Consider the following 7,589-nt stretch of genomic DNA (forward strand, 5'->3'; position numbering starts at 1 on the left):
GGCATGTCGACCGGCGGAAAATCGATCTCGAAGTACTTCGTCTGGATCCTGCTGGCCCTCCTCATCGTGGGTCTCGCAGGCTTCGGCGCCACCAATCTCTCGGGCACCGTCCGGACCGTCGGATCGGTCGGCGACACCGAGATCACGACGTCCGAGTACTTCCGCGCCCTGCAGAACCGCCTGCAGAGCCTGTCGCAGCAGAGCGGCGACGCCGTCACCCTGCAGGAGGCCCAGGCCCGCGGCATCCCCGAACAGGTACTCAGCCAGCTCGTCGTGAACGCCGCGCTCCAGGAAGAATCTAGCCGCATGGGCATCTCGGTCGGCGACGCGCAGGTTGCAGCGCAGCTGCGCCAGGTTCCGTCCTTCCAGGGCCCCGACGGCCAGTTCGACCGCGACGCCTATGCCTTTGCACTGGATCAGGCCGGGCTCTCGACCTCGGAGTTCGAGGAAAACATCCGCGCCGACGCCGCCAGCTCGATCCTGCAGGGCGCCGTCCTCGCCGGCCTCACCCTGCCCGACAGCTACGTGAACACGCTTCTCGATTATGCCGGCGAAACCCGCGCCTTCACCTGGGCCGAGGTGCCGCAGGCCGAGCTCGACATCGGCGTGGCCGAGCCCTCCGAGGAAGAGCTGCGCGCCTGGTACGATGAGAACATCGACCGCTTCACCATCCCGCGCACCCGGGCGATCACGTACGTGTGGCTGACGCCCGACATGATCGTCGACAGCGTCGAAGTCCCCGAAGACGCCCTGCGCGACGCCTACGAAGAGCAGGAAGACCGCTTCAACATGCCCGAGCGCCGGCTTGTCGAACGACTCGTCTTCTCCAACGAAGAAGCCGCCCAGGAGGCCGCTCAGCGCATCGCCGATGGCGAGGACTTCGAGACACTTGTCGAGGAACGCGGGCTTCAGCTTGCCGACACCGATCTTGGCGATGTCTCCCGCGACGATCTCGGCGAGGCCGGCGAAGCCGTCTTCTCGCTTCCCGTGGGCGAAGTCGCGCAGGCTCCCTCGAACCTCGGCCCTGCGCTCTTCCGGGTGAACGCGGTCCTGCCCGCCACTGAAACCCCCTTCGAGGAAGCCGTCGACGATCTGCGCGGCACGCTCGCGCTCGACCGCGCGCGCCGGGTGATCGAAACCCAGGCCGAAAGCCTCAACGACGAACTCGCCGCCGGCGCCACGCTCGAGGAACTTGCCGACCAGACCGACCTGCGGATTGACCAGATCGACTGGACCGGCCGCAACGACAGCGGCATCGCGGGCTACCCCGCCTTCCGCGAAGCGGCTCAGGCCGTGGCCGAAGGCGACTATCCCGATATCGAGCCGCTCGGCGACGGCGGCGTCTTCGCCCTGCGCCTCGACGAGATCCGCGAAGCGCAACCGCAACCCTTTGAGGAGGTCGAGGCAGAGGTCCGCGAAGGCTGGGAAGCCGAGCAGCGCGTGAACGCGCTCGTCGAGGAAGGTGACCGTCTCGCGAACGAACTCAGCGAGGGTCGCACCTTCGCCGCGCTCGACCTCGATCCGCGCGAGGAAAGCGGCCTGACCCGCAACGCCAACCGCGAAGGCCTGCCCAACGCGCTGGTCTCGGCCGCCTTCGAAATGCAGGCCGGTGAAACCCGCGCCCTGCCCGGCCAGGACGGCGCGCTTGTCATCCGGCTTGACGAGGTCACCTCTGCCGACCGCGACAGCGAGCAGAACACCCAGCTCGCCCAGCTTCTGCGCGACCGCGCCGCCAATGACGTGGCCAACGATCTCTACCGGGCGCTGGCGAACGACATCCAGTCCCGCACCAGCGTCCAGATCGACCAGCAGGCGATCAACGCCGTGCACACCCAGCTCCAGTGATCCAATGGCCAATCTGACACCCAGCTACGAAGACTTTGCCGCGGCCTACGAGGCCGGTCAGAACCAGGTCCTCTACACCCGCCTCGCGGCCGATCTCGACACCCCGGTGTCGCTGATGCTCAAGATGACCGGCGCCGCCAAGGACGCCTTCATGCTCGAGTCCGTCACCGGCGGCGAGGTCCGGGGCCGCTACTCGATCATCGGGATGAAGCCGGATCTGGTCTGGCGCTGCGAGGGCGACAAGGCCGCGCTCAACCGCATGGCCCGCTTCGACCCCGAGGCCTTCGTGCCCGAGGAAAGCGGACCGCTGGAGTCGCTGCGCGCGCTCCTCGCCGAAAGCAGGATCGATCTGCCCGAGGACCTGCCACAGTCCTCCGCCGGTCTCTTCGGCTATCTCGGCTACGACATGATCCGGCTGGTGGAACACCTGCCCGACATGAACCCCGATGTCATGGGCCTGCCCGATGCTATGCTCATGCGGCCCAGCATCATCGCCGTTCTCGACGGGGTGAAGGGCGAAGTCACCGTGGTGGCGCCTGCATGGGTGACCGAGGGGCTATCGGCCCGCGCGGCCTACGCACAGGCCGCCGAACGCGTCATGGACGCCGTGCGCGACCTCGACCGCGCCCTGCCGCAGGCCACGCGCAACCTTGGCGAAGCTGCCGAAATCGGCGAGCCGGTCTCCAACTTCAGCCTCGAAAGCTACAAGCAGGCGGTCGAGACGGCCAAGGAATACATCCGCGCCGGCGACATCTTCCAGGTCGTGCCCGCGCAGCGCTGGACGCAGGACTTCCCCCTGCCGCCTTTCGCGCTTTACCGCTCGCTGCGCCGCACGAACCCCTCGCCCTTCATGTTCTACTTCAACTTCGGCGGCTTCCAGGTCATCGGCGCCTCGCCCGAGATCCTCGTCCGGGTCTTCGGCAACGAGGTGACGATACGCCCCATCGCGGGCACGCGCCCCCGCGGCGCCACCCCCGAAGAGGACAAGGCCCTCGAAGCGGACCTGCTGGCCGACAAGAAGGAACTGGCCGAGCACCTGATGCTGCTGGACCTCGGCCGCAACGACGTCGGACGTGTCGCGAAGGTCGGCACCGTCCGCCCGACCGAGAAATTCGTGATCGAGCGCTACAGCCACGTCATGCACATCGTCTCAAACGTGGTGGGCGAGCTCTCCGAAGAGCACGACGCCCTGTCGGCGCTGCTCGCAGGCATGCCCGCCGGCACGGTCTCGGGCGCGCCCAAGGTCCGCGCGATGGAGATCATCGACGAGCTGGAGCCTGAAAAGCGCGGCATCTACGGCGGTGCCGTGGGTTACTTCAGCGCCGGTGGCGACATGGACATGTGCATCGCCCTGCGCACGGCCATCGTGAAGGACAGCAAGCTCTACATCCAAGCCGGCGGCGGGATCGTATACGACAGCGATCCCGAGGCCGAGTATCAGGAAACGGTCCACAAATCGAACGCCATCCGGCGCGCGGCGGCGGATGCCGCCCGCTTCACCGGAACAGGCAACGACTGAGGCTCAGTGCACCGTCAGCAGCAACCATGCGGACGGCACCGCCTCGAGCAGGAACCAGATGATGGCCTTGGGCATCGGCGGCTTGTCGATCCCGATCGACACGAGCCTGCCGAAGGCCGCGCCCGCGTAGGCCACGCCCAGCATCGCGTAGGCCCAGGGCGCGCCCGTCCAGATGCAGACCACCCCCATCGCGACGAAAAGCCCGCCCGCCGAGGCGCGCAGCTCGCTCAACCCCATGGTGCTGTCGGTCGTCTTCATGTCGAGCACGCGCGCAGTGTATCGGGGCGAGATGAGCCCGAAGAGGCCGAGGCCGATGGTGAGAAGGGCAATCAGGACGTCGATGATCTGGATCACGGGCTGGCTCCGGGTTGTGATGCTAGCCTCAACCTAGCCCTCGACGCCCGCCCGCCAATCCCTCACGTGGCCGCGAAGCGTACACTTCCGGCGGCTCTTTTCTTCAATCACGCCCCGGACTTGCAGTGTTGCACGGCCTCCACATTACATCTCTATCCTATGCCTTCCAAAGGATCGGACGCGACTTGGCGTCAGGGGGATGTCGGTTACGAACGTGATAATGTCGTTTGAAAGTCGGCAGTTCTTCGCTTAGACACGCTTCTGACGCCTGAGTCGTGGGCTCATGCGTACCATGAAACTGCTTTGCAAATGCGAAGCAAGATGGTTCGCCTCGCCCGCACAGGACTCGGGCCGCCACAACGACAGGAGTTCGACATGCGTAAGATGACGATGGCCACCGCAATTCTGGCCGGGACCTGCATTGTTCCGCCTTCCGCAAGCGCGCAGGAAGAGGGCGGCCAGTGCGGCGAGGTCTCCATCGCCCAGATGGGTTGGGCCGCAGCCGAAGTGACCACCAACATCGCGAAGTTCCTCCTCGAGCAGGGCTACGGCTGCGACGTCAGCCTGGTTCAGTCCGACACGATCCCGGCCATCACCTCGGTCGCCGAGAACGGCGAACCCGACGTGGTGACCAACCTCTGGCTCAACTCCGCCGGTGACGCCTACAACCGTCTCGAGGAAGGCGGCACCATCACGCGCCTCACCTCGGTTCTCGATCCGGGCGGCGTCGAAGGCTGGTGGATCCCGACCTACCTGGCCGAGGAACACCCCGAGCTGACCACCATCGAAGGCATTATGGAGAACCCCGACCTCGTCGGCGGTCGCTTCAACAACTGCCCCGACGGCTGGGGCTGCCGCGTGGTTTCCGATAACCTCGTCCGCGCGCTTGATCTCGAAGAGTCGGGCATCGAGGTGTTCAACCACGGCTCCGGCGAAACGCTCGCCTCCTCCATGGGTTCGGCCGTCACCGACGAAGAGCCCTGGTTCGGCTACTACTGGGGCCCGACCGTGCCGCTCGGCAAGTATGACATGACCCGCGTCAAGATCGGCGACTACAACGAAGAGGCCTTCGCGGACCTCCAGAACGCCGACACCCCCGACCCGCAGGTCTCCGACTTCCCGGCCGCGCCGATCCTGACCTCGGTCACCACGGCCTTCCAGGAAGAGAACCCGGAAGTCACCGAGTTCTTCACCAACATGACCTTCGCAACCGACGAGATGAGCGGTCTGCTGGCATGGCAGGACGAGAACAACGCCTCCGCTGAAGAGGTGGCCGTCCACTTCCTGACCTCCGCGCAGGACACGTGGACCGGCTGGGTGAACGACGAAGCCGCCGAACGTCTTTCGGCGCTGACCCAATAAGACCCTGAGCGTTCCGCGATCCGCGGGACATATCGCGACGGGGCCGCCAAGGCGGCCCCGTTTTGCTTTTACCGTATCCTGACAGGAGGAAGGGCCGTCCGGGCCCGATTGATCTCATGGCGACATACGACGGAGTATTCAACGCTTTGGGGCTGCGAGAGTGGTGCGACGGCGGCGCCTCTGCAGGCGGCCCCATGTCGATGGAGGATCTCGTGGCCCAGACGAGCGGGTCCGACGCGGAAGGTGGCCCCTTCCCCTTTCCATCGCTCGACGCGCTCAACGACGCCTGCGGAAAGATCCCGCAGTCCCGCGACCTCACGGTCGGCCTCGAGGAAGGCTTCCTCGACATCCGCGATGCCCTGCGCATCGTGGTCGATCCCATCACCCAGCCGCTGAGCTGGATGCTGCGCAACGCGCTTGACGTCATGACCTCGACGCCGTGGTGGGTGATGATCCCGCTGCTGCTGATCGTGGTCTGGGCGGTCGGCCGCAACTGGCGCCTTACCGGTTTCGTGGCGCTCTGCTTCGGCTTCCTGGCCTTCATCGACCACTACGACTACGCCATGCAGACGCTGGCGATCATCTTCGTCTGCGCCTTCATATGCGTATTGCTCGGCGTGCCCATCGGCATCGCCATGTCGCGCAGCGACAGGATGCAGCGCGTGGTGATCCCGATCCTCGACATGCTGCAGACGCTGCCGCCCTTCGTATACCTGATCCCGCTGATCTTCCTCTTCTCGGTGACCGAGCCCAAGCTCTACGGCATCGCGGTGATCCTCTACGCCATCGTGCCGGTGGTGCGCCTGACCGACCTCGGCATCCGGCTGGTGGACAAGGACGTGATCGAAGCCGCCGATGCCTTCGGCATGACCAAGCACCAGAAGCTCTTCGGCGTGCAGATCCCGCTCGCGCTGCCCAACATCATGGCCGGTGTGAACCAGACCATCATGATGAGCCTCGCCATGGTCGTGATCGCCTCGATGGTGTCCGCCCCCGGCCTCGGCATCCTGGTGCTCCGCGGCATCCGCAACCTCGAACTGGGCGTGGGCCTGATTGCCGGTCTCGGCATCGTCATCATCGCCATCGTCCTGGACCGCGTCACCAAGGCCTCGCTGGCCCGCATCGATGCAAGCCAGTCCAGCCGGTAAGGGAGAGACGACATGAGCGAAGACAAGAAAATCAAGATCTCGATCAAGCATCTCTACAAGATCTTCGGGGAACACCCCGAAGCCGCGCTTGAAGACGTCCGTGCCGGCATGGGCAAACCCGAACTCCTGTCCGAGCGCGCCCACGTGCTCGGCCTGCAGGACATCAACGTCGACATGCAGGAGGGCCAGATCACCGTGATCATGGGCCTCTCCGGCTCGGGCAAGTCGACGCTGATCCGCCACCTCAACCGCCTGATCGAGCCCACCGCGGGCGAGGTTCTGGTGGACGGCGAGGACATCCTGAAGTGGGACGAACGCCGCCTGCGCAAGCTGCGGCGAGAGACCATGTCCATGGTCTTCCAGAAGTTCGCCCTCCTGCCCCACCGCACCGTGGCCGAGAACGCCGGCATGGCGCTGGCCACGCGCGGCTTCTCGAAGAAGGAATTCGAGGGCGAGGCCGAGAAGTGGCTGAACCGCGTGGGCCTCGACGGCTACGGCAACCAGTACCCGCACCAGCTCTCGGGCGGTCAGCAGCAGCGCGTGGGCATCGCCCGGGCGCTGGCCTCCAACTCCCCGATCATGCTCATGGACGAGGCCTTCTCGGCCCTCGACCCGCTGATCCGGACGGACATGCAGGATCTGCTGCTCGAACTGCAGGCCGAACTGCACAAGACCATCGTCTTCATCACCCACGACTTGGACGAGGCGCTGAAGCTGGCCGATCACCTGGTGATCCTCAAGGACGGCGCGGTGGTCCAGCAGGGCGAGCCGCAGCACATCCTGCTCAACCCGGCCGATCCCTACATCGAGGACTTCGTGGCCGACATCAACCGCGCCCGCGTCCTGCGCGTCCGCTCGATCATGCGCAAGGGCGAGACCACGGGCGAGTTCTCGGGTGACGTGGATTACAATTCCAACCTGGAAAACGTGATCGCCCAGGCCCAGGGCCAGCTCGACCGCAGTTACCGCGTCATGCGCGGCAGCGAAGCGGTGGGCTCGGTCCACATGTCCGACATCATGCAAGCCCTCGTCCCCCGCGAATCCAGCTCGGACGCCGACCAGGCGGCGTGAGGCGTTTGCACATGGAGACAGGAAAGGGCGCCAGAGATGGCGCCCTTTCTCGTGAAAGATCCTTTGGGATGGTGGACTCGCTAAATTTGGCAATATTCTTGAAGCTTGGAAAACTACGAAGAACCGCGCAAAAAAGGCGGCCACCAGAAAGGGTAACCCTAGAAAGAGATCCCCATTGCCTCAAGGGTTTCGCGGGGCTTTGATGCTGTAACCGCCCCCCGACGGCATCGCTGTGCCAAGGTGGGATCGCAACAATCCTTAATGGGAGGCGGTCATGTCAAAGATTACCA

The 7,589-nt window shown here is 65.3% G+C and carries 6 protein-coding genes; 5 read left to right on the plus strand and 1 reads right to left on the minus strand.

Going from position 1 to position 7,589, the window contains the following annotated elements:
* Positions 1 to 3 precede the first annotated feature (3 nt).
* Positions 4 to 1,845, plus strand: coding sequence for a peptidyl-prolyl cis-trans isomerase (locus tag C8N44_RS16405; protein WP_107977864.1), 1,842 nt, complete (start codon positions 4 to 6; stop codon positions 1,843 to 1,845).
* Positions 1,846 to 1,849: 4 nt separating this feature from the next.
* Positions 1,850 to 3,364 carry an anthranilate synthase component I gene (gene trpE, locus C8N44_RS16410; protein ID WP_107977865.1) on the plus strand — a complete coding sequence of 505 codons (1,515 nt, stop codon included), beginning with the start codon at positions 1,850 to 1,852 and terminating at the stop codon, positions 3,362 to 3,364.
* Between the two features lie 3 nt (positions 3,365 to 3,367).
* Here trpE and C8N44_RS16415 read toward each other — a convergent pair whose 3' ends face one another.
* Positions 3,368 to 3,718: a DUF4345 family protein gene (locus C8N44_RS16415; protein ID WP_107977866.1), complete on the minus strand. Its 351-nt coding sequence runs from the start codon at positions 3,716 to 3,718 to the stop codon at positions 3,368 to 3,370.
* Between the two features lie 375 nt (positions 3,719 to 4,093).
* On the opposite strand from C8N44_RS16415, the gene C8N44_RS16420 reads away from it, so the two are divergent.
* From C8N44_RS16420 to C8N44_RS16430, 3 genes are all read left to right on the plus strand, one after another.
* Positions 4,094 to 5,080: an ABC transporter substrate-binding protein gene (locus C8N44_RS16420; protein WP_107977867.1), complete on the plus strand. Its 987-nt coding sequence runs from the start codon at positions 4,094 to 4,096 to the stop codon at positions 5,078 to 5,080.
* 116 nt (positions 5,081 to 5,196) lie between these two features.
* Entirely contained in the window at positions 5,197 to 6,228 is a 1,032-nt protein-coding gene (locus tag C8N44_RS16425) for an ABC transporter permease (RefSeq protein WP_107977868.1), read from the plus strand.
* 12 nt (positions 6,229 to 6,240) lie between these two features.
* The gene (locus C8N44_RS16430) at positions 6,241 to 7,299 is read left to right on the plus strand and encodes a quaternary amine ABC transporter ATP-binding protein (RefSeq protein WP_107977869.1); all 1,059 of its coding nucleotides are present in this window, start codon (positions 6,241 to 6,243) and stop codon (positions 7,297 to 7,299) included.
* Positions 7,300 to 7,589 lie beyond the last annotated feature (290 nt).

Origin of the sequence: Allosediminivita pacifica (assembly GCF_003054175.1) — a bacterium.
GTDB lineage: Bacteria > Pseudomonadota > Alphaproteobacteria > Rhodobacterales > Rhodobacteraceae > Allosediminivita > Allosediminivita pacifica.

What these genes read in the sequence shown, in the direction of transcription:
- C8N44_RS16425 (WP_107977868.1), top strand. Translation starts at nt 5,197, where the DNA reads ATGGCGACATACGACGGAGTATTCAACGCTTTGGGGCTGCGAGAGTGG.
- trpE (WP_107977865.1), top strand. Translation starts at nt 1,850, where the DNA reads ATGGCCAATCTGACACCCAGCTACGAAGACTTTGCCGCGGCCTACGAG.
- C8N44_RS16405 (WP_107977864.1), top strand. Translation starts at nt 4, where the DNA reads ATGTCGACCGGCGGAAAATCGATCTCGAAGTACTTCGTCTGGATCCTG.
- C8N44_RS16420 (WP_107977867.1), top strand. Translation starts at nt 4,094, where the DNA reads ATGCGTAAGATGACGATGGCCACCGCAATTCTGGCCGGGACCTGCATT.
- C8N44_RS16430 (WP_107977869.1), top strand. Translation starts at nt 6,241, where the DNA reads ATGAGCGAAGACAAGAAAATCAAGATCTCGATCAAGCATCTCTACAAG.